The 20228-nt window shown below is 61.9% G+C and carries 18 protein-coding genes; 15 read left to right on the plus strand and 3 right to left on the minus strand.

Annotated elements, in window-relative coordinates; all coding sequences use genetic code 11:
- Positions 1 to 166: 166 nt before the first annotated feature.
- Positions 167 to 391, minus strand: coding sequence for a helix-turn-helix domain-containing protein (locus tag ACRC0P_RS09755; protein WP_438630332.1), 225 nt, complete (start codon positions 389 to 391; stop codon positions 167 to 169).
- Positions 392 to 518: 127 nt separating this feature from the next.
- Positions 519 to 1718 carry a LysR family transcriptional regulator gene (locus ACRC0P_RS09760; protein ID WP_438630334.1) on the minus strand — a complete coding sequence of 400 codons (1200 nt, stop codon included), beginning with the start codon at positions 1716 to 1718 and terminating at the stop codon, positions 519 to 521.
- A 149-nt stretch (positions 1719 to 1867) separates the two neighbouring features.
- On the opposite strand from ACRC0P_RS09760, the gene ACRC0P_RS09765 reads away from it, so the two are divergent.
- From ACRC0P_RS09765 to ACRC0P_RS09820, 12 genes are all read left to right on the plus strand, one after another.
- Entirely contained in the window at positions 1868 to 2557 is a 690-nt protein-coding gene (locus ACRC0P_RS09765) for a 4-carboxy-4-hydroxy-2-oxoadipate aldolase/oxaloacetate decarboxylase (protein ID WP_438630336.1), read from the plus strand.
- 1 nt (position 2558) lies between these two features.
- On the plus strand, positions 2559 to 3668 hold the full coding sequence (locus ACRC0P_RS09770; protein WP_438630338.1) for a 4-oxalomesaconate tautomerase: 1110 nt from the start codon (positions 2559 to 2561) through the stop codon (positions 3666 to 3668).
- Positions 3665 to 4573 carry a DUF1932 domain-containing protein gene (locus tag ACRC0P_RS09775; protein ID WP_438630340.1) on the plus strand — a complete coding sequence of 303 codons (909 nt, stop codon included), beginning with the start codon at positions 3665 to 3667 and terminating at the stop codon, positions 4571 to 4573. The genes ACRC0P_RS09770 and ACRC0P_RS09775 overlap by 4 nt, the downstream gene beginning before the upstream one ends.
- A gap of 6 nt (positions 4574 to 4579) precedes the next feature.
- A complete protein-coding gene (locus ACRC0P_RS09780) occupies positions 4580 to 5599 on the plus strand; it encodes an amidohydrolase family protein (RefSeq protein ID WP_438630342.1) in 1020 nt (339 codons plus the stop codon).
- Positions 5600 to 5601: 2 nt separating this feature from the next.
- On the plus strand, positions 5602 to 6510 hold the full coding sequence (locus ACRC0P_RS09785; protein WP_438630344.1) for an amidohydrolase family protein: 909 nt from the start codon (positions 5602 to 5604) through the stop codon (positions 6508 to 6510).
- 23 nt (positions 6511 to 6533) lie between these two features.
- Positions 6534 to 6932 (plus strand): protocatechuate 4,5-dioxygenase subunit alpha, encoded by a 399-nt coding sequence (gene ligA / locus ACRC0P_RS09790; RefSeq protein ID WP_438630346.1) that lies wholly within the window; start codon positions 6534 to 6536, stop codon positions 6930 to 6932.
- 4 nt (positions 6933 to 6936) lie between these two features.
- Complete coding sequence (locus ACRC0P_RS09795) at positions 6937 to 7776, plus strand: class III extradiol dioxygenase subunit beta (RefSeq protein ID WP_438630348.1); 840 nt, start codon at positions 6937 to 6939, stop codon at positions 7774 to 7776.
- 210 nt (positions 7777 to 7986) lie between these two features.
- Positions 7987 to 8937: a Gfo/Idh/MocA family oxidoreductase gene (locus ACRC0P_RS09800; protein ID WP_438630350.1), complete on the plus strand. Its 951-nt coding sequence runs from the start codon at positions 7987 to 7989 to the stop codon at positions 8935 to 8937.
- A gap of 18 nt (positions 8938 to 8955) precedes the next feature.
- On the plus strand, positions 8956 to 9945 hold the full coding sequence (locus ACRC0P_RS09805; RefSeq protein ID WP_438630352.1) for an aldo/keto reductase: 990 nt from the start codon (positions 8956 to 8958) through the stop codon (positions 9943 to 9945).
- 166 nt (positions 9946 to 10111) lie between these two features.
- Positions 10112 to 11509, plus strand: coding sequence for an aldehyde dehydrogenase (locus ACRC0P_RS09810; protein ID WP_438630354.1), 1398 nt, complete (start codon positions 10112 to 10114; stop codon positions 11507 to 11509).
- A 37-nt stretch (positions 11510 to 11546) separates the two neighbouring features.
- The gene (gene pobA, locus ACRC0P_RS09815; RefSeq protein WP_438630356.1) at positions 11547 to 12716 is read left to right on the plus strand and encodes a 4-hydroxybenzoate 3-monooxygenase; all 1170 of its coding nucleotides are present in this window, start codon (positions 11547 to 11549) and stop codon (positions 12714 to 12716) included.
- 202 nt (positions 12717 to 12918) lie between these two features.
- Positions 12919 to 14484 carry an AMP-binding protein gene (locus ACRC0P_RS09820; RefSeq protein WP_438630358.1) on the plus strand — a complete coding sequence of 522 codons (1566 nt, stop codon included), beginning with the start codon at positions 12919 to 12921 and terminating at the stop codon, positions 14482 to 14484.
- Positions 14485 to 14804: 320 nt separating this feature from the next.
- On the opposite strand, the gene ACRC0P_RS09825 is transcribed toward ACRC0P_RS09820, so the two are convergent.
- A complete protein-coding gene (locus ACRC0P_RS09825) occupies positions 14805 to 15260 on the minus strand; it encodes a MarR family winged helix-turn-helix transcriptional regulator (RefSeq protein ID WP_438630360.1) in 456 nt (151 codons plus the stop codon).
- A 141-nt stretch (positions 15261 to 15401) separates the two neighbouring features.
- Here ACRC0P_RS09825 and ACRC0P_RS09830 point away from each other — a divergent pair, with 141 nt between their 5' ends.
- The 3 genes from ACRC0P_RS09830 to ACRC0P_RS09840 all read left to right on the plus strand — a co-directional run bounded on the left by ACRC0P_RS09830 (position 15402) and on the right by ACRC0P_RS09840 (position 20188).
- Complete coding sequence (locus ACRC0P_RS09830; protein WP_438630362.1) at positions 15402 to 16223, plus strand: p-hydroxycinnamoyl CoA hydratase/lyase; 822 nt, start codon at positions 15402 to 15404, stop codon at positions 16221 to 16223.
- 40 nt (positions 16224 to 16263) lie between these two features.
- Complete coding sequence (locus tag ACRC0P_RS09835) at positions 16264 to 17583, plus strand: MFS transporter (protein ID WP_438630364.1); 1320 nt, start codon at positions 16264 to 16266, stop codon at positions 17581 to 17583.
- Positions 17584 to 17797: 214 nt separating this feature from the next.
- Complete coding sequence (locus ACRC0P_RS09840; protein ID WP_438630366.1) at positions 17798 to 20188, plus strand: TonB-dependent receptor; 2391 nt, start codon at positions 17798 to 17800, stop codon at positions 20186 to 20188.
- Positions 20189 to 20228 lie beyond the last annotated feature (40 nt).

A 20228-nucleotide genomic window follows, 5' to 3' on the forward strand; every position in this document is an offset into this window, starting at 1 on the left:
GCTACCTTAAGCGTTGTTTCGGTCGTAGGATGGGCAAAGGAGCGTAGCGACGTGCCCATCTTCCGGGACCTTGATGGGCACGCTACGCTTTGCCCATCCTACAAATATGCCGATTTTCGACTTAAGGTAGCGGTATTAATATCCGACCCCTCTGCGGTAGCCCGATCTATCGATCTGGCAATAGTTCGAATATCCTGCATTTTAAACGGCTGCAAATAAGCTCCAGCATGTCGATGGTCACATTCTGCTCACCGCTTTCGATACGGGCCAGAGTTGACTGGCTGATAGCTAATTTTCTGGCGAACTCTTGTTGACCCAACCCCATGGCCTTTCGTTCAGCACGGAGCTGGCGGGCGAGGATAGTGCGGAATTTAAGTTGATTGTTACCCATATATGGGTTGTAAGGTAAACTGTTACCCACATGTGGGTAATTTCCAGTTAACCATAGTCTCCTTAACAACATTTGAGTGGGAGTAACTTTCACGGGTGCCAAAGCGGTGTTTCGGATAGCGCGGTTGTCAGCCGCGCCGGGTCGGGAAATCGTGAAGCAATTCGATAAACCTCGCCTGCACAGTGGTGGGTTTCCAGCCGCTGCGCGTGGTAATGCCAATGGCGCGAGTGGTTCCCGCCAGAGGGGTCGGCATCACCGCCAGAAGCCCGGCTTTCACATCCACTTCCACCTGTCGCGCGGGTAGCAGCGCGGCCCGATCGGTATCCTGTAACAGGCTCCGGATAGCGACCAGCGAGCTGCACTCGATCACGTGCTCCGGTGGTGTCAGCTTCTCGCGCTGGAAAAAGTGGCTGAAAGCTTTCCGGGCGGGGGTCTGCTCACGGGGGGCAATCCAGTCCAGTTGACTCAGTTCCCTGGCACTGGCCCGCCGTTTTGCCAGCAGGGGGTGGCCCGGCCGCACCACGATGTACAGGGGGTCGTCGAACAGAACCTCCTGCCGGATATCCGGGCTGGGCAGGGGGTGGCGCAAGGCGCCCACGATCATGTGGATCTGGGCATGTAGTAATGCGTGGAGTTGTTCATCGTAGGGGCCGTCAATAATTTTCACCCGCGTTTCAGGGTAAACCTGCAATAAGCGGGAGACTGCCTGGGGCACCATGCGCGTCCGGGCCAGGGGCAGGCTGCCCACTGCCAGACTGGCGACCAACTTGTCCCCGGCGAGTGAGCGCACCTCGTCAAAACCCTGCCGTATTTCATCGAAGGCGAGATTGGCGTAACGCGCCATCTGCCGCGCCCGCCAGGTGGGTTCGACACCGAAGGGTGAGCGGCGAAACAGCTCGTGGCCGCTGACGGTTTCCAGCTCCCGCGCCGCGCGCTGTACGGTGGGCTGGCTCAGGCCCAACTGGTTGGCGGCGTGACTAAAGCTGCCGGTGTTCACCACGGTGATCAGTGCGCGTAGTTGCGTTGCGGTCAGCAAGCGCCGTAATCCCTGTTGGCCGCCGCGCCCGGCAGCTTCGCGTTCCAATTGTTTCAGCCAGGCCAGGCCGCGCTCGACGCGTTCCAGGTAGACCCTGCCCGCCGCCGTTGGGAACACGCCAGAAGTGGTGCGATTAAACAGTTCGGCCCCCAGCATCCGTTCGATGCCGGACAGGCCCTGGGTGACGGCGGACTGGGACAGATGCACGGAGCGAGCCGCCGAGCTGATACTGCCGCTGTGGCCCGCCTCGGCGAGGGCAGACAGATGCCGCAGGTTGGGAACAGTGTCCATGGTCACTCCTTGTCGGGAGCACCATTATAGAAAAATCTAATGGGGTATGACAGTAATCGAACAACGCATTTCAAGCGCTTTGGATAATAATGAGCAGCGTCCGATTTGCAGTTTTTAGTAACTGTTCATAACAAACAGGAGAAGGCTGAATGGGCGTCTGCGTAACCAATATTGAACGCGTCCCCGAGGATATCGCGGCGCAATATGCCGGCGCCGAAACCGCGACCGTACACGAGGCGCAGGGTCGCAAGGGGCTGATGGCCTCCTGTATGCGCCCTATCTACCGCCCCGCGAAAATCGCCGGCCCCGCGGTGACCTGTGAGGTGGCCCCGGGAGACAACTGGATGATCCATGTGGCGGTGGAACAGTGCCGGCCGGGAGATGTGCTGGTGGTTTCGCCCTCCAGCCCCTGCGAGGACGGCTACTTCGGTGATCTGTTGGCCACATCCCTGAAGGCGCGGGGTGTCCAGGGCCTGGTGATCGACGCCGGGGTGCGGGATATCGCGACCCTGACCGAGATGGAATTCCCGGTCTGGTCCAGGGCGGTGTTCAGCCAGGGCACGGTCAAGGAGACCGTGGGTAACGTCAACATCCCCGTGGTTTGCGCCGGCGCGCTGGTCAATCCCGGCGATCTGGTGGTGGCGGATGACGACGGCGTGGTGGTGGTGCCCCGGCAGGGCGCTGCGGAAGCGGCGGAGAAGATACGCAAGCGCCTGATCAACGAGGAAGAGAAGCGCAAGCGGCTCGCCGCCGGCGAGTTGGGCCTGGATATCTACAACATGCGCGAGCGCCTGGCCGAGAAGGGGCTGCGTTACGTGGACTCCCTGGAGGACCTGTAAGTTGCAAGCCGCGATTCCCTGTTCGGTGATGCGGGGGGGCACTTCCAAGGGGCTCTATTTCCGCACTTCCGATTTACCTGCCGAGCCCTCCGCCCGCGACCGCCTGTTGCTGGCGGCCATGGGCTCCCCCGATGCACGCCAGATCGATGGCATGGGTGGAGCGCATCCGCTGACCAGTAAAGTGGCCGTGGTCGGTCCCTCCCGGCGCGACGATGCCGACGTGGATTACCTGTTCCTGCAGGTGGTGGTGGAGCGCGCGGAGGTCAGTGACGGACAGAACTGCGGCAATATCCTGGCCGGTGTCGGTCCCTTTGCCATAGAGCAGGGCATGGTGCCGGCGGGGGACGAATTTACCGACGTTCGCATCCATATGGTCAATACCGGTGCCCTGGCCATTGCCCGGGTGGAAACCCCCGGTGGACAGGTCCGGTACCAGGGCGATGCCCGCATCGACGGCGTTCCCGGCAGCGCGGCTCCGGTGCTGCTCGATTTTCTCGATATCGCGGGCTCCAGTTGCGGCGCCATGCTGCCGACCGGCAACGCGGTGGACAGCGTCGAGGGCGTGGCGGTGACCTGCATCGACAACGGTATGCCGGTAGTGCTGATGCGGGCGGCGGACTTCGGTATCAGCGGTGCGGAATCTCCCGCCGAGCTCGAGGCCAACTCGGAATTGAAAGGGCGCCTGGAGGCCATACGGCTTGCCCTGGGGGAGCCAATGCGGCTCGGCGATGTGTCGGACAAAACCGTACCCAAGATGTGCCTGGTTTCGCCGGCCCGGAACGGTGGTGCGGTCTCCACCCGGACCTTCATCCCCCACCGGGTGCACGAGGCCATCGGCGTGCTCGGCTCGGTCAGCGTGGCCACCGGTTGCTTGCTGCCCGGATCGGTGGCGCAACAGGTCAGTGGACTGACGCCACAGGATGGCGCCACGCGGATGGATATCGAACACCCCACCGGGTTCTTTACGGTGGAAATGGACGTGGCCGGCAGCGGCGCGGTATCCGGTTTTCAGGTGCGGCGGGCCGCCCTGTTGCGCACCGCCCGCCTGCTGATGCGTGGCGAGGTCATGGTGCCTGGCGCGGTGGTGGATGCGGAGATAAAAACGGTATGAGTGCGATTCGACAGGTGGCCCTGCTGGGGCTGGGTGAAGTGGGAAGCATCCTGGCGCGGGATCTGCTGGCCCAGGGGGGTGCCGCCCTGCGGCTCTGGGATCGGCAGTTTGATGACCCGGGGTCGGCGCCCAGTCGTACGCGGGATGCACTGCTGGCTCTGGACGGAGTGGGCGCGGCACGCAGCGCGGGGGAAGTGGCGGTCGGCTGCGAGCTGGTTATCTCCGCCGTGACCGCGGACCAGGACCTGGCCGCCGCGGCGTCGGTGCTGCCGGGCCTGCCTCAGGGCTGCTGGTTTCTCGATCTCAATTCGGTGGCGCCCTCGACCAAGCGCAGCGCGGCCGACCTGGTCGACGCCGCCGGTGGCCGCTACGTGGAAGCGTCCGTCATGTCCCCCATCGGGCCGCGCCGCATTCGCTCGCCCATTCTCCTGGCCGGGCCGCACGCGGAAGCCTTCGAACCGCTGGCCCGGCAGTTGGGTTTTGCCGGCGCCAGCTTCTATTCCGCCGAGCCGGGGCGGGCCGCGGCCACCAAAATGTGCCGCAGCGTCATCGTCAAGGGAATGGAAGCGCTGGTTTCCGAGTCTCTGCTCGCGGCCCGGCACTACGGCGTGGAGGAGGAGGTTCTCACCTCCCTCAACGACCTGTTCCCGCACCCCGACTGGGCGCGACACGCCCGCTACCTGATTTCCCGCACGCTGGAGCACGGCGTGCGCCGGTCGGAAGAAATGCGCGAGGTGGCGCGGACCGTTGCCGACGCGGGGCTCGAGCCCTGGATGAGCCGCGGCTGTGTCGAGCGCCAAGCCTGGGCGCCGGGGTTTGCCGATGCGCTTTCGGAGGAGGAGCTTGTCCCCATGCTGGATCGCATTCGCACCGATTTCACGTCCTCCACGACCAAGGGAGAATAAGGGACCATGATTATCGATTGTCACGGCCACTACACCACCGCCCCCGCGCCCCATCAGGCGTTTCGCGAGGCACAGCTGGCCGCTTTCGAAGCCGGCAAGCCACTGCCGGAACTGCCGCGGATCAGCGACGACGAGATCCGCGAGAGTATCGAACAGAACCAGCTGCGCCTGCTGCGCGAGCGCGGTGCCGATATGACCATCTTCTCGCCGCGCGCTTCGGCCATGGCCCACCACCTGGGGGACGACGCGGTGTCCCAGCAGTGGACCCGCGCCTGCAACGACCTGATCAAGCGGGTGGTGGATCTCTATCCCGAGACTTTCATCGGCGTCTGCCAGTTACCCCAGTCCCCGGGCGTGTCCATCACCCATTCCATCGCCGAGCTGGAGCGCTGCGTGAACGAACTGGGTTTCGTGGGCTGCAACCTGAACCCCGATCCCTCCGGCGGACACTGGACCTCGGCGCCGCTCACCGACAGGAGCTGGTATCCGTTCTTCGAGAAAATGGTGGAACTGGACGTGCCGGCGATGATCCATGTGTCCGGCTCCTGCAATCATAATTTCCACGCCACCGGCGCCCACTATATCAATGCGGACACCACCGCCTTTATGCAGTTTATCCAGGGGGACCTGTTCAGGGATTTCCCGGACCTGCGTTTCGTCATTCCCCATGGCGGCGGCGCCGTGCCTTACCACTGGGGACGCTACCGTGGCCTGGCGGACATGCTGAAGCAACCTCCGCTGGATGAACACGTGATGAAAAACGTGTTCTTTGATACCTGCGTGTACCACCAGCCGGGCATCGATCTGTTGTTCGAGGTGATCGATATCGACAACATCCTGTTCGGTTCGGAAATGGTGGGTGCCGTGCGCGGTATCGACCCGCAGACGGGTCAATATTTTGATGACACCAAGCGCTATCTGGACAACTTGAACCTCAGCGAAGAGCAGCGCTACCAGGTCTTCGAAGGCAACGCGCGCAGGGTTTACCCACGGCTGGACAAGGCGCTGAAAGCGCGGGGGGTGTAAGCGTGAGCGAAACAAACACAGCGTCTTCGCCCTTTACCATGGACGCCGACTGGCTGCCGTTCCACCCCTCGCCGAGCAAGCCGCGATTTGTACCGCCCCCGGGAGCGGTGGATGCGCACTGCCATGTTTTCGGCCCGGGCGCCCGGTTTCCGTTTGCGCCGGAGCGCAAGTACACACCCTGTGACGCCTCGAAGGAGCAGCTTTGGGCACTGCGGGACCACCTGGGCTTCAGCCGCAACGTTATCGTACAGGCTACCTGCCACGGCGCCGACAACCGCGCCCTGGTGGATGCCCTCGAGCATTCGAACGGTCTGGCGCGGGGCGTGGCGACGGTGGGGAACGATATCACTGACGAAGAGCTGGCCGGGCTCCATGCCGCCGGTGTGCGCGGTGTGCGTTTCAACTTCGTCAAACGCCTGGTGAACGCCTTGCCTTTCGATGTGCTGGAGAATATCGCGCAGAAGATCAAACCCCTGGGCTGGCACATTGTTATCTATTTCGAGGCTCAGGAGCTTCCGGAGTTGTACGATTTTTTCACCGCGCTGCCGACAACCGTGGTGGTGGACCATATGGGCCGGCCGGATGTCAGTAAGCCCGTGGACGGCCCCGAGTTTGAACTGTTTGTCAAACTGCTGCGGGAAAACCCGAACTTCTGGTCCAAGGTCAGTTGCCCGGAACGGCTGTCGCAGCAGGGACCGCCGGCTTATGCCGATGTGGTGCCCTTTGCGCGGCGCATCGTTGAAACCTTCCCGGACCGGGTACTGTGGGGCACCGACTGGCCCCACCCGAACATGAAAAGCCATATGCCGGACGACGGCCATCTGGTGGATGTTATTCCCCGAATCGCGCCCACAGAAGCGCTGCGGCGCAAGCTGTTGGTGGATAACCCCATGCGCCTCTACTGGAATTGAGAACTGACAACTGGGAGAACCCTATGTCTCTGAACAAACCCTACGCCGATATACCCGGCACCACCGTGTTCGATGCGGATATGTCGCGTGTCGGTTATCACCTGAACCAGTTTTGCATGTCGCTGATGAGGGCAGACAACCGGGAGCGATTCAAGGCGGATGAGCGCGCCTACCTGGACCAGTGGCCGATGGCGGAAGCGCAGAAGCAGGCGGTGCTGGAGCGCGACTACAACCGCATGATCGACCTCGGCGGCAACATCTATTTTCTCGCCAAGATCTTTTCCACCGACGGTCTCAGTTTCCAGCACGCCGCGGCCACCATGACCGGTATGAGCCAGAAGGATTACGCACAGATGATGTTGTCCGGCGGCCGCTCGCCGGAAGGCAACCGCTACCTGAACGAAACCGCAGGGGGAGAGTAAAACCATGGCCAGAATAACCGCAGGCGTTACCACATCGCATGTACCGGCGATCGGTGCCGCCATCGATCTCGGCAAAACACAGCAGGAATACTGGGCGCCGCTGTTCGCCGGCTACGATTACTCCAAGCAGTGGATCGCGGAGCAGAAGCCGGACGTGATCCTGCTGGTCTACAACGACCACGCCTCCGCCTTCAGCATGGAGCTGATGCCCACCTTCGCGATTGGCACCGGGGAGAAATTCCAGCCCGCGGACGAGGGCTGGGGACCGCGTCCGGTGCCGGAAGTGGTGGGGCATCCGGAACTGGCCGCACATATTGCCCAGTCCGTGATCCAGCAGGACTTCGACCTGACCCTGGTCAACAGGATGGACGTGGATCACGGGCTGACCGTGCCCCTGTCGTTGATGTTCGGCCAGCCCGAGGCCTGGCCCTGTAAGGTGATCCCCATCGCCGTCAATGTGGTGCTCTATCCGCCGCCCTCGGGGCGCCGCTGTTACGAGCTGGGCAAGGCGCTGCGCCGCGCCGTGGACAGTTTCGACGGCGATCTCAATGTGCAGGTTTGGGGCACCGGCGGCATGAGCCACCAATTACAGGGGCCGCGCGCGGGCCTGATCAACCGCGAGTTCGACAACGATTTCCTCGAGCGCCTGGTAAACGATCCGGAGGAGCTGTCACAAATGCCCCATGTGGAGTACGTGCGGGAGGCAGGTTCCGAGGGCGTCGAACTGGTGATGTGGCTGATCATGCGCGGCGCACTCGACGACAAGGTCACCGAGAAACATCGCTTTTACCATGTGCCCGCCTCGAATACTGCAGTGGGGCATCTGATTCTGGAAAACGCTTAGAGCCTGTTTAAAGTCTCGGGTTTCAGAGCGTGACTGGGTGGGATAGCCCTTTGTGGGACACGCTGTGAATACATCCCTGTACGCTCGTAATCGGCATCCCTGCCTCATACGGTCCCACAAAGGGCTATCCCACCCAGTCTGGCAGCCTTATGAGAAGACTTTAAACAGGCACTTATAACCTGGAAACCAATTTCTGCGGGAGTCACAATTATGAAAATTGCACTGGCCGGTCCCGGCGCCTTTGGCATCAAGCACCTGGATGGCATACGGAAAATCGACGGTGTGGAGGTGGTCTCCATCATCGGGCGGGATAAGGAAAAAAACCGCCAGGTGGCGGAAAAATACGGTGTGGCTCACACCACCACGGAGCTGGAAGAGAGCCTGGCCCTGCCGGAAGTGGACGCAGTCATCCTGTGTACGCCGACTCAAATGCACGCCGCGCAGGCCATCCAGTGCATGCGCGCCGGCAAGCATGTGGAGGTGGAAATTCCCCTGGCGGACAGCTGGGCGGATGCGGAAGAGGTACTCAAGGTACAGCGGGAGACCGGCAAGGTCTGCATGGTGGGCCATACCCGCCGCTTCAATCCCTCCCATCAATGGCTGAACAAAAAGCTGCGCGCCGGCGAGTTGCACATCCAGCAGATGGATGTGCAGACCTACTTCTTCCGCCGCAGTAACCTCAATGCCCTGGGGGAACCGCGTTCCTGGACCGACCACCTGCTGTGGCACCACGCCGCCCACACGGTGGACCTGTTCCAGTACCAGACCGGTGACGAGGTGATCGCGGCCAATGCCGTGGAGGGCCCCATCCACCCCGAACTGGGCATTGCCATGGACATGTCCATCCAACTGAAGACCCGTGCGGGTTCGATCTGTACGCTGTCGCTGTCGTTCAACAACGACGGCCCCCTCGGCACTTTCTTCCGCTACATCTGCGACAAGGGTACCTACATCGCGCGTTATGATGATCTGGTCAACGGCAGGGAAGAGCCCATCGACGTGTCCCGGGTGGACGTGTCCATGAACGGCATTGAGCTGCAGGACCGCGAATTCTTTGCCGCGATCAGGGAAGGGCGCGAGCCCAACGCCAGCGTTGCCAGTGTGCTGCCTTGTTACAAGGTACTCTACGACCTGGAACAGCAGTTGGAAGATGCCAAATAACAAGCCGAAAAGGGGGGAATGATGCAGCGCCGTATTGCGGACTGGCAGGGGCCCGCCATAGGCCTGGGCTGTATGAACCTGAGCCACGCCTACGGCACGCCGCCGGATCCGGCCGACGCCGCGGAGCTGCTGTTGCGGGCCCATGAACTGGGGGTGCGTCATTTCGATACCGCGGCCCTGTACGGTTTTGGCATGAACGAAGATCTGGTCGGCAAGGTGCTCAAACCGCTGCGTGGCGAGATATTCCTCGCCAGCAAGTGCGGTATGACCGGGGTGGGCGGCAAGCGGGTGATCGACGGCCGGCCCGAGACACTCACGGCCACGCTGGAGGAAGCCCTGCAACGCCTGCAGACGGACCATATCGATCTCTACTACCTGCACCGCTGGGACAAATCCGTGCCCGTCGAGGACAGCGTCGGCGCCATGGCGCGGATGGTGGAGCAGGGCAAAATAGGCGCGATTGGCCTGTCGGAAGTCTCCGCCGACACCCTGCGCAAAGCGCATTCAGTGCACCCCGTCGCGGCGGTGCAAACCGAGTACTCCCTGTGGACCCGCAATCCGGAAATTGCGTTGCTCGACACCTGCCGGGAACTGGGTACGGCGCTGGTGGCCTTCAGTCCTCTGGCCCGCGGTTTCCTCGCCGGTTCGGTCACCGATCCGGAGGCGCTGGAGCCCAGGGATATCCGCCGCAATATGCCGCGCTTTCAGTCGCCGCACTTCGCGGTCAACTGCCGCTTGCGCGACGGTTTCCGGGAACTGGCCGCGGAGGCGGGCTGCACCATGAGCCAGCTGGCGCTGCGTTGGCTATTGGAGCGGGACCCCTGCGTTATCCCCATTCCCGGTACGCGGTCGCTTGCCCACCTGGAAGAGAATCTCGCCACTGCCTCCGTCGGGGTCAGCGAGGAGATTCTGATGAAGGCCTCGAAACTGATCGGGCCCAATACGGTCAGCGGCCCGCGTTATGGGGCGGCTACCCAGGCGGAAATTGATACCGAGGATTACGTCTGATCCGAAGCACGGAGGCGTCGGGTAGTAGCCCCTTTTTCCCCAGCTATTTTGGGGGTGCAATATCTCCGAAAATATTGTAATGTTTCATAGCAATATATGAGGCGGGTGTCGTTATCGGTGCCCGGTGCGATGAGACAGAGGTGATAACAATAAAGAGAGGCCGCTCATGAATTTTCAACGTATCAATCCCCTGACCGGGGAGGTCGCCAGCACTGCCCGGGCGATGTCCATCGAGGAAGCACAGGCTGTTTGCGACACGGCAGGTGCCGCCAGCGCGCAGTGGGCCGCAATGGGCCCCAATGCCCGCCGGGCGGTGCTGGTCAAAGCCGCGGATGCCCTGGAGGCGCGTCGCGGCGACTTTGTCGAGGCCATGATGCAGGAGGTGGGTGCCACCGAGGGCTGGGCCGTGTTCAACCTGATGCTGGCCGCGGGGATGGTCCGCGAGGCGGCGGGCCTGACCACGCAGATTGCCGGCGAGGTGATTCCCTCCGACAAGCCCGGCTGCGTCGCCATGGCTGTCCGTGAACCGGTGGGGGTGATCCTCGGTATCGCCCCCTGGAATGCGCCCATCATCCTCGGCGTGCGCGCGATTGCCGTGCCCCTGGCCTGCGGCAACAGTGTCATTCTCAAGGCGTCGGAGATCTGCCCTCGCACCCATGAGTTGGTGGTGGAGGCGTTTGCCGAAGCGGGCTTCCCCGAAGGGGTGGTCAACGTGGTCACCAATGCCCCGGAAGATGCCGGTGGTGTGGTCGGTGCCCTGATCGATCACCCGGCGGTGAGGCGCATCAATTTCACCGGCTCCACCCGGGTTGGCAGGATTGTCGCCAAACGCGCGGCGGAACATCTCAAGCCCTGTTTGTTGGAGCTGGGAGGCAAGGCGCCGCTACTGGTACTGGAGGATGCGGATCTCGACGAGGCGGTGAAAGCCGGGGCTTTCGGCGCCTTTATGAACCAGGGACAGATCTGTATGTCCACCGAGCGCCTGGTGGTCGTGGATGCCGTGGCGGACGAATTTGTCGGTAGGTTTGCGGAAAAGGCCTGCTCCATGCCGGCGGGGGATCCGGCCAAGGGTGAAACGCCCCTGGGTGCGGTGGTGGACAGGGAAACCGTCGACCGCGTCAACGCATTGATCGACGACGCCGTGGCGAAGGGGGCCCGCCTGGTAGCCGGTGGCAAGGCGGAGGGGGTGGTGATGCCGGCCACTGTGCTGGATGGTGTGACCGCCGACATGGACATTTACCGCGACGAGAGCTTTGGCCCGATCGTGGCGATCATCCGCGCCGCGGACGAGGAGGATGCCATTCGCATTGCCAACGACAGTGAGTACGGCCTGTCCGCGGCGGTGTTTACCCGCGACAGCGCAAGGGGCTTGCGGGTCGCGCGCCGTATCCGCTCGGGGATTTGCCATGTGAACGGGCCGACGGTGCACGACGAGCCGCAAATGCCTTTTGGCGGTGTGGGGGCGTCGGGCTACGGGCGCTTCGGTGGCAGGGCGGGTATCGACCAGTTCACTGAACTGCGCTGGATTACCCTGGAAACCGAGCCGGGGCACTATCCCATCTGAGCTGCCCGGTTCAGCCTGTCACCTGCGGAGTGATTCGATGAAAACCCAAGTCGCGATTATTGGAGCGGGCCCCGCGGGGCTGATGTTGGGGCACCTGTTGCGCCGGGCTGGCGTCGCCTGCGTTGTCGTGGAGCGCAGGTCGCGGGAGTACGTGGAGGGGCGCATTCGGGCCGGGGTATTGGAGAGCACCACCACTGATATCCTCGATCGCCTGGAAATCAATCAGCGCATGCACGGCGAAGGTTTGCCACACGACGGCTTTTATCTCGCCGATGGGGCGCGCCTGATCCATATCGATGTTGCCCGACTCACGGGCAAGCAGGTGATGGTCTACGGCCAGACAGAGCTGACCAAGGACCTGATCGCGGCGGCACCGGGGCGGGATCTCGAGATCATCTGGGAAGCCGGGGATGTGGCCCTGCACGATGTCGAAAGTGATGCTCCCTCCGTCACTTTTCTCCGGGACGGTGTACAGCAACGGTTGCAGGCACGGGTTATAGCCGGTTGCGACGGCTTCCACGGCCCTTCGCGCAAGGCGATCCCCAGTAGCCGGAGGAGGGAGTACGAACGGGTCTATCCCTTTGGCTGGCTGGGTATTCTCGCCGAGGTGCCGCCCTGCAATGATGAACTGATCTACGCCAATCACGAGCGCGGCTTCGCCCTGGCTTCCATGCGCTCGAACACCCGCAGCCGTTATTACATCCAGGTGCCGATCGATGAGCCGCTGGAGGCGTGGCCGGACGATCGCTTGTGGGATGAGCTAGCTTTGCGCCTGGGGCCGGAGGCCGCCGCGCGTTTGACCCGCGGCCCGTCGCTGGAAAAGTCCATTGCACCCCTGCGCTCCTACGTGTTCGAGCCGATGCGCCACGGCAACCTGTTCCTCGCCGGTGACGCCGCCCATATTGTGCCCCCCACGGGGGCCAAGGGTTTGAACCTGGCCGCTTCCGACGTGGCCTACTTGTCCGACGCGCTGATCGGCTGGTTTACCCGCGATGACGAAGAGGGGCTGAGACATTACGCCAGCCGAGCATTGGCGCGTGTATGGAAAGCCGAGCGCTTCTCCTGGTCGCTGACCTGCCTGATGCACCGGTTCCCCGATGAGGGCGCTTTCGAGCGGCGTATGCAGTTGGCGGAACTGGATTACATCGCCTCATCCACCGCGGCGCAGACGGCGATTGCGGAAAACTACGTCGGGCTGCCCCTTTGATAATCCTAGAAACCGCAGTTGGATCACGAAAGTCCAGGCAAGCTCTTGGCGCGCCTAGCAAATTTAAAAATCGGCTCATCACCAATAAGGTGACCACGCGATTTTTAAATTCACTATGCACACCAATATCTTACCTGTCTTTTTCGCGCCCAACTGCGGTTTCTAGGATGGTCGGCCATTGATGTCAACAGGAGACCAGCGTATGCAATCGCATTTGACATCCACCCGCGGTATTTCGGATTCGCTACCCCGCTACGATTCCCTGGTGGCCATGCTGTACGCTTCGGTGGAACGCGCGCCGGACCGCACTGCGTTGATCTGCGAAGGTAGAAGTCTGTCCTACGCTGAACTGGGCCGGGCAGTGACCGGCCTGGCCCTGCGGCTGCGGGAGGCGGGCCACACGGGGGAACGGCTTGCCGTGATGTTGCCCAACAGTATCGAAACCGTGGTGGCGAGTTTCGCTGTTATGGCCGCGGGGGCGCAGTTGGCTCCGCTGAACCCGTTCTTTACACACCGGGAACTGCTGCCCATCGTATCGGCGGGGGAGTTTGCGGCCATCATCTGTAGTGAAGAGATGCGGGAGAAGGCCGGGGCACTGGCCTCGGAAGCCGGGGTGAAATCTGTCCTGCCCCTGGTCCCGGTCGATGTCGATCGACTGGCATCCGGCGCGCAAGTTGCCCGGGTGTGCGAGCCCTTGCCGGCGCCCGATTCCCCGGCCCTGCTTATTCACACCGGGGGAACCACCGGCGCGCCGAAAGGGGTTGATCACACTCACCGGTCGCTGCTGTTTTCCATTTACCAGCACGCCACCATGTGGCCCGTGGAGTTCGGCGGCGAGCGCTTTCTCAGCGTCGCTCCGATGTTCCATATCTGGGGCCTGGGCTATGCCACTTTGGTTCCCGTATATGCCAGTGGCACCAACATCATCGTGCCGCGCTATGACCCCGAACGGGTACTGAGGGCATTGGCGGAGCACAAGGTAACGGTGTTCGGCGGCGGTCCCGCGCCTATCTATGCCGGATTGGCCAGCCACCCGCTGACCAATACGCTGGCGTTTTCATCGTTGAAGTACAGTCTCACCGGAGGCGCCCCCAGCTCCGCCGAATTGCATCGCAAGTGGCGCGAGTTGACCGGTTGCGATCTCTATGAGGGCTGGGGCATGTCGGAAGGGGCGCCGCTGTGCCTCAACCCGGGCGACAGGGAGCCCCGCCCCATGTCGGTGGGCCATCCCGTGCCGGAGACGGAACTGCAGATCGTGGACCTGGAGCGGGGCGATCGGGTGCTGCCCCTCGGCGAGCGCGGCGAAGTGCGCGTGCGCGGCCCCCAGGTGATGCGGGGCTACCGCAATCGTCCCGGGGAAATGGCCGCCACACTGCGGGATGGCTGGCTGTACACCGGCGATATCGGCTACGTGGATAGTGAAGGCTATGTCTACCTGGCGGACCGGAAAAAAGACATGATCATCTCCGGGGGCTACAACGTATACCCGCGGGAGGTGGATGAGTGCCTGGTGACCAAGCCCGGTATCGCCGAGGCGGCGACGGTCGGGAAACCGGAGGAGCGCCTGGGTGAAGTACTGATGGCCTTCGTGGTGCTTGAAACGGGGGTTTCCATGTCGGAGGAGGATGTACTGGCTTATTGCGCGGAACGGTTGGTCAAGTACAAGCGGCCGGTAGAAGTGCATTTTGTCGATAGTCTGCCGCGCACCGGTGTCAGCAAGATCGACAGACTGGCTCTGCGAGAGATGGCTATTTCGATAACGACATGATCAATCCCCGAAGGAGCAAGCTAGTGTCCTGTATGGAACTAAATAGTGATACCAGTGGGCCGCTAAGCGGCCAGATGCAAGGCGCACTTGCGCCGGCGTAGTCATTCTACGTCAAGCAAGTGCAACGCCGCAGATGGCTGCTTAGCGGCCCGCCAGCCCCCCTCTTCACCAATCGAGAGGGCCCACAGCCGCGTTGCAGCTCTTGAAAATGGAATGACCATTCCCTGCGAGCTGCGCCTAACTGTGAACAATCTGGGGGGCTCTGGTATCACTATTTAGTTCCATACAGGACACAAGTTAGGCGCCGCCTGTGCGCCTCCCTATCCCGGCTCAATCGTATCCAGGTGTTGCCAGAGCTCCCGGATGCGCTCGGTCAGCTCCCGCCTTTCCCGCTTGCCCAACAGGGCAAAACAGCGCTCCTCATGCTCCGCGATCGCCGACATCACCTTTTTGTAGACGCGTTTGCCCTTGGCGCTGAGCGTCAGTGCCAGCGAGCGTCCGTCCTTGCGCGCGGTCTCCACCAGGCCCTGTTCGACCAGGCCCGCGATGAGCGGGGCCATGTTGGCGCGTTTGATGGACAGAATTTTGCCAATCCGGCTTTGGGTAATACCCGGATTGGTGAATATCTCCATCAACACCGTGGCTTCGGTAGGGCGCAGGTCCAGGCTGTCCAGTGATCGGGACAGGTCGGCCATGATCAGAACAGATAGCCGGCGCAGATGGTAGCCCAGCAGGTTGTCGGTGGGGTCGCTCAGGGGAGGGCGCTTTGTCGTCATGTCAGTCAGTTCTATCAGTTGCGGTCGTGGTTATTGAATGCTATGTTTTATAGCATAACTGGCAGGCGCGTGGTGCAACTAACTATTATCACCGCATTGCCCCCTGCGGGTCACTATCCGCTTTTATGAACGGAGAGCAATATGACTGACACAGTAGCCTACGACGTGCGTAACCGCATTGCGTGGGTGCGATTCAACCGCCCTGAAAAGCGCAATTGCATGAGCCCGACCCTGAATCGCCGTATGCGTGAGGTGCTGGACGAGCTGGAATTCCGCGACGACGTGGGGGTACTGGTGTTGACCGGGGAGGGCTCGGCCTGGAGCGCGGGTATGGATCTCAAGGAATACTTCCGCGAAACTGAAGCGAAGGGCCTGGGCGCCGTGCGCCGGTCCCAGCGTGAGGCTTACGGCTGGTGGCACCGCCTGCGCTGGTATCAGAAGCCGACCATCGCCATGGTGAACGGCTGGTGTTTTGGCGGCGGTTACGGGCCGCTGTTCGCCTGCGACCTCGCCTTTGCCGCCGAGGAGGCGACCTTTGGCCTCAGCGAGATCAACTGGGGTATCCTGCCCGGCGGTGGCGCAACGAAGGTGGCGGTGGAGCTGATGGGCTTCCGCAATGCCATGTATCACGCCATGATGGGCGAAAACATCGGCGGGGCCAAGGCCGCCGAGTGGGGCCTGGTGAACGAGGCCTTGCCCCTGGCCAGACTGAAAGACCGGGTTATCGAAGTGGCGAAGGTACTGCTGGAGAAAAACCCCGTGGCCCTCAAGGCGACCAAGGACGCCGTGCGCCGGGTGGGCGAGATGACCTACGACAACGCGGAGGATTACCTGGTGCGGGCCCAGGAGGCCGCCAACAGTTTCGACAACGAGGGGCGGAAGGAGGGCATTCGCCAGTTTATCGACGACAAGACCTACAAACCCGGCCTGGGGGCCTACGAACTCAATATGCAGGGAGATTGAAGCAGCTCACTCACTTCACTCACAGACATGGGAAATAATAATGACACCATCCCCACAGCAATTGCTCGACAATACGCCGATGAGCCGCCTGCAGGTCATCGCGGTAATCCTTTGTGTCCTACTCAACGCACTGGACGGCTTCGATGTATTGGCCATCAGCTTTGCCGCGCCGGGCATTGCCGACGAGTGGGGTATTTCCCGGGGAATGCTGGGAGTCGTATTGTCGATGGAACTGATCGGCATGGCGGTCGGTTCGGTGGTTCTCGGTGGCGTCGCCGACCGGGCGGGGCGCAGGCCGACTATCCTCGGCTGCCTGCTGATCATGAGCAGCGGTATGTTGCTCGCCGCCCTGGCCCGCGACGTATACATGCTCTCGCTCATCCGCCTGGCCACGGGCCTGGGCATCGGCGGCATGCTGGCGGCGACCAACGCCATGACCGCGGAGTGTTCCAACAGCCGCTGGCGCAATGCCAATGTGGCGATCATGGCAACCGGTTACCCCCTGGGGGTGATCGCGGGTGGTTCGATTGCCTCGGCACTGTTGGCGAGTTTCGACTGGCGGGCCGTGTTCCTGTTCGGTGCGGCCGTCACCGCGCTGATGATTCCCCTGGTCTGGTTGTTCCTGTCCGAGTCTGTTTCCTATCTGTTGCAGCGCCGCCCGGCGGGGGCCTTGCAGCGAATCAATGACGTACTGGCGCGCATGGGGCACCCATCACTTTCATCGCTGCCAGAGCCCGCCTCGCAAGCGCATCGCGCATCCTGGGTGGAGCTGTTTACCCCCGCCCTGGCGCGCACCACGGTCTTGCTGACCGCAGCCTATTTCACCCACATTATGACGTTTTACTTCATCCTGAAGTGGATTCCGAAAATCGTGGTGGATATGGGCTTTACTGCCTCTCTGGCCGGCGGTGTGCTGGTCTGGGCGAATGTGGGCGGCGCCACCGGCTCCATCCTGCTCAGCCTGTTGACGCGCAAATTCAATGTGCGGGCCCTGGTGGTAGGGGCCCTGTTGGGGGCCGCGGTCATGGTCAGCGTGTTCGGCCAGGGGCAGGCGGATCTCACGCAGTTGGCCCTGGTGGCCGCGGCGGCGGGCTTTTTCACCAACTCCGCCATCGTCGGTATGTACGCCATCTTTGCCCAGTCCTTTCCCACGGAAGTGCGTGCCGGGGGCACGGGCTTTGTTATCGGCCTGGGGCGGGGGGGCGCGGCCCTTGGGCCTATAGTCGCCGGCCTGCTGTTTGAAAGTGGCCAGGGCCTGTCCAGTGTCGCCTTCGTCATGGCCACGGGGTCACTGGTCGCGGCGATGATGCTGTCGTTGTTGTTCTGGCGCCGCAAGGCCTGTGTCCTGTCACGCGTCTAATGACGCATTAGCGCCTGAATCCGTCGCGGCCGCGACTCCGCGCAGCCATATATCTGTATTTCATAATCGGTGACTTTTACTGACAGAATATCCTATAAGTCGAAGTGCTATGAGAAATTGCAATATGTTAATTAATAGCTACACTGGATAGCAGTCGTATGACGAGCTGAAGTTCCGTTGCTCATAAAGATAATAAAGAAGCGGAGGGAAGTTCATGAAACAATGTGTACCGGTATCGGTGTTGTTCAACCGTAATTTCCTTGCCACGAGCCTGGCCCTGGCTTCCCTGGCGGGCCCTGGATCGCACGCCCTGGCGCAGGAGGCCTCTGTGGTGCCCTTGGAGGAAGTGGTTGTGACTGCCCGGCGGCGGGCGGAGAACCTCCAGGACGTGCCGATTTCGGTGACTGCCATGTCTGCCGAGGCACTGGAGCGGCGCCAGATCTTTTCCACCGTGGACCTTGACCGGGCCACCCCGAGCATGCAGTTCACCAGCTACGGGCAGCTCTCCGGGAACAATGCCGCGGCGGTCGTGTTCATTCGCGGTGTTGGCCAGCTTGACCCCACACCCGCGGTGGATCCGGGGGTAGGTTTCTATATCGACGATGTTTATATGGGGCGCTCGGTGGGTGCGGCCATGGATTTTTTCGATGTCGCCGATGTTCAGGTGCTGCGGGGTCCCCAGGGAACCCTGTTCGGCCGCAACACCATTGGCGGCGCGGTCATCGTCAACTCCCACCTGCCGGGCACCGAGTTTGGTGGAACCATCAGCGGGGAACTCGGTGACGACAACCTGTACCAGGTTTTTGGCGTCGTGGATCTGCCGGTCAATGAGGACTTGGGGCTGCGCCTGTCGGCGGGCACGCGCAAGCGAGACGGTTACGTTACGCGGGAATTCGACGGGCAGGACCTGGGCAACGAGAATGGTTACACCCTGAAGGGAACATTGCGCTGGACGCCTTCGGATTCCCTGGACGTGATTCTGCGGGCCGACTATACGGAAAAGGATGAGCACGGCTCACCGTTTGTTTTCAAGGGCATCAACACCAATGCGCCGGTGCCGGCTATTGTCAGTGTGGCCGCCGGCTGCCCCGGAGCGACCATGCCGTTTGCGCCGCTGGAGCCCGGTGACCCGCGCTTTGGCGCCCCCTTTGTACCCGATACGGATGACCCCCGCTGCGCCAACAACCACTACGATAAAGGCCCTTATACCAACGGTGGCACTGCGCCGGTGGAGAGTACTTTTGAAGGCTATGGTTCCTCGGGTACCCTGGCCTGGCAACTGAACGACGCCCTGGAATTGCGTTCGATCACGGCCTATCGGGAAACCGACTGGACGGGGATTCGCGATGCGGACAATACACCTTTCACCCTGATCACTACGGATTACACCAGCGCATCGGAGCAGTTCAGCCAGGAACTGCGGCTGAGTTTTACATCGGACCGGGTGAACGGTATAACGGGGCTGTACTATTTCGACGAGGACACTTCCGATCGGGTGACGGTGCCGCTGGCCTTTCCGCCGGCTCCCCCTTTTATCGCATCGCTGCTGAACGGCGGTCCCGGCACCCGCGACCTCCAGTTTGTCGATCTGGGCACCGAGTCAACGGCGGTATTCACGGAGTGGACCTACGACGTGACGGATGCCCTCAGCCTGACCGGCGGCCTGCGCTACACCGATGAGGATAAATTCATGCAGGGGGTGATATTCAATCTGTTCCCGGCCACCGACCCCGATCCGGACCCGCTGCCGAATGCGGCCATCCCCGACGGTGGGCCGTTGTTCATCCGCCCGGACGAATATACCGAGAACTTTCAAAAAATGACGGGCTCGGCCAGCCTGACGTACAACTGGACGCCGGCGGTCATGACCTACCTCAGCTACGCAGACAGTTTCAAATCCGGTGGTTTCAACCAGCGCTACAACAGCCCCACGCCGGACTTTAACCCGGTGACATTTGACGAGGAAACGGTGGAGTCCTATGAGTTGGGCATCAAGGCCGACATTGGTGGCAGCCTGCGATTCAACGCCGCCGTTTTTTCCTCTTCCTACAGCGATATACAACTCATTTATCGCCAGGGTGTGGTGCCGCTGTTGTTCAATGCCGGCAGTGCCTCCATCGACGGATTTGAGCTGGAATTCACCTATGCGCCCGACCTCAGTCTGATTGTCGATGGCGGGTTCAGTTATCTCGATGACTCGATTGACGACATTATTGAGATCCCGGGGGCGGACGCCACGGTGGGGCCGGACAACAGCCTGCCCTTTACACCGGAGTGGCAGGCGAACCTGGGCATTGGCTACAGCTTCACCTATGGCGATGACCTGGAACTGACGCCGCGCGTTGATGTGGCCTACACCGATTCACAGTTCTTTGATGCTGCCAACACCGAACTCACCGCCCAGAACGACAGCGTAACGACCGTTAACGCCTCCGTGACGCTGAGCGCACCTGGCACCGGCTGGCGGGTCACACTGCGCGGGGATAACCTGACCGATGAACTGTATCCGGTACAGGGCAACGCATCGCTGGCTACCCTGGGCTATGGAGAAATCGTCTACGCCCGGCAGCGCAACTGGACGCTGTCTGCGGCCTACGATTTTTAGTGTGAATCTTCGGCAAGCCTCACAGGACTTGGCTTGGGCC

Origin of the sequence: Microbulbifer sp. (genome assembly GCF_051659245.1) — a bacterium.
Lineage (GTDB): Bacteria > Pseudomonadota > Gammaproteobacteria > Pseudomonadales > Cellvibrionaceae > Microbulbifer.

What these genes read in the sequence shown, in the direction of transcription:
- ACRC0P_RS09810 (WP_438630354.1), top strand. Translation starts at nt 10,112, where the DNA reads ATGAATTTTCAACGTATCAATCCCCTGACCGGGGAGGTCGCCAGCACT.
- pobA (WP_438630356.1), top strand. Translation starts at nt 11,547, where the DNA reads ATGAAAACCCAAGTCGCGATTATTGGAGCGGGCCCCGCGGGGCTGATG.
- ligA (WP_438630346.1), top strand. Translation starts at nt 6,534, where the DNA reads ATGTCTCTGAACAAACCCTACGCCGATATACCCGGCACCACCGTGTTC.
- ACRC0P_RS09830 (WP_438630362.1), top strand. Translation starts at nt 15,402, where the DNA reads ATGACTGACACAGTAGCCTACGACGTGCGTAACCGCATTGCGTGGGTG.
- ACRC0P_RS09840 (WP_438630366.1), top strand. Translation starts at nt 17,798, where the DNA reads ATGAAACAATGTGTACCGGTATCGGTGTTGTTCAACCGTAATTTCCTT.
- ACRC0P_RS09755 (WP_438630332.1), bottom strand. Translation starts at nt 391, where the DNA reads ATGGGTAACAATCAACTTAAATTCCGCACTATCCTCGCCCGCCAGCTC.
- ACRC0P_RS09825 (WP_438630360.1), bottom strand. Translation starts at nt 15,260, where the DNA reads ATGACGACAAAGCGCCCTCCCCTGAGCGACCCCACCGACAACCTGCTG.
- ACRC0P_RS09800 (WP_438630350.1), top strand. Translation starts at nt 7,987, where the DNA reads ATGAAAATTGCACTGGCCGGTCCCGGCGCCTTTGGCATCAAGCACCTG.
- ACRC0P_RS09780 (WP_438630342.1), top strand. Translation starts at nt 4,580, where the DNA reads ATGATTATCGATTGTCACGGCCACTACACCACCGCCCCCGCGCCCCAT.
- ACRC0P_RS09795 (WP_438630348.1), top strand. Translation starts at nt 6,937, where the DNA reads ATGGCCAGAATAACCGCAGGCGTTACCACATCGCATGTACCGGCGATC.
- ACRC0P_RS09765 (WP_438630336.1), top strand. Translation starts at nt 1,868, where the DNA reads ATGGGCGTCTGCGTAACCAATATTGAACGCGTCCCCGAGGATATCGCG.
- ACRC0P_RS09760 (WP_438630334.1), bottom strand. Translation starts at nt 1,718, where the DNA reads ATGGACACTGTTCCCAACCTGCGGCATCTGTCTGCCCTCGCCGAGGCG.
- ACRC0P_RS09820 (WP_438630358.1), top strand. Translation starts at nt 12,919, where the DNA reads ATGCAATCGCATTTGACATCCACCCGCGGTATTTCGGATTCGCTACCC.
- ACRC0P_RS09775 (WP_438630340.1), top strand. Translation starts at nt 3,665, where the DNA reads ATGAGTGCGATTCGACAGGTGGCCCTGCTGGGGCTGGGTGAAGTGGGA.
- ACRC0P_RS09805 (WP_438630352.1), top strand. Translation starts at nt 8,956, where the DNA reads ATGATGCAGCGCCGTATTGCGGACTGGCAGGGGCCCGCCATAGGCCTG.
- ACRC0P_RS09835 (WP_438630364.1), top strand. Translation starts at nt 16,264, where the DNA reads ATGACACCATCCCCACAGCAATTGCTCGACAATACGCCGATGAGCCGC.